Annotated in this window: 2 protein-coding genes; both read right to left on the minus strand. The window is 68.8% G+C overall.

Annotation, left to right across the window (positions count from 1 at the left end; genetic code table 11):
- Positions 1–352: ABC transporter permease subunit (locus N825_RS35650; RefSeq protein ID WP_037462398.1), on the minus strand; the 352-nt coding region annotated here is incomplete at its 3' end.
- Between the two features lie 4 nt (positions 353–356).
- Positions 357–821, minus strand: a 465-nt coding sequence (locus N825_RS35655) for a branched-chain amino acid ABC transporter permease (protein WP_037462399.1), incomplete at its 5' end; no start/stop codon positions are given.

Here is an 821-nt window from a genome sequence, read left to right on the forward strand (position 1 = left end):
CCGCCGCCGTGACCACGCCCAGCAGGATGCCCAGCTCGGGCGTCAGCCCCCAGACCTTGATCGCGTGCGCCGTGACGTAGGCGGCCGAGCCGAAGAAGGCGGCGTGGCCGAACGACAGCAGCCCGACATAGCCGATCAGCAGGTTGAAGGCGCAGGCGAACAGCGCGAAGCACAGCGCCTTGGCCAGGAACACCGGATAGAGTTGGAACGGCGCCACCAGGGCCAGCAGCAGCGCCGCCGCCAGGGCGATCCAGGTCAGCGTCGGGTTGCCCCGGGACCGGGCGGCCGCGGCGGCGGCGCCGGGCGGGGCCGCCGGGGTGTGGGCCCCCGGGGTGTTGAAATGGGTTGCCATGTCCTTACTTCTCCCGTCCGAACAGACCGGCGGGCTTGATCAGCAGCACCACGGCCATCACGACGAAGATCACGATGTTGGAGGCCTCGGGGTAGAACACCTTGGTGAAGCCCTCCAGGATGCCGAGCATGAAGCCGGTCAGCACGGCGCCCAGGATCGAGCCCATGCCGCCGATCACCACGACCGCGAAGACGACGATGATCAGGTGCGAGCCCATCAGCGGGTTGACCTGGTAGATCGGCGCCGCCAGCACGCCGGCCAGACCCGCCAGCGCCACGCCGAAGCCGTATGTCGCGGTGATCATGACCGGCACGTTGATGCCGAAGGCCTGGACCAGCACCGGGTTCTCGGTGGCGGCGCGCAGGTAGGCCCCCAGCTTGGTCCGCTCGATCACGAACCAGGTGCCGAAGCAGACCAGGATCGACACCGCGACGACCCAGCCGCGGTATGTCGGCAGGAACATGAAGCC

The sequence above is a fragment of the Skermanella stibiiresistens SB22 genome (genome assembly GCF_000576635.1).
Lineage (GTDB): Bacteria > Pseudomonadota > Alphaproteobacteria > Azospirillales > Azospirillaceae > Skermanella > Skermanella stibiiresistens.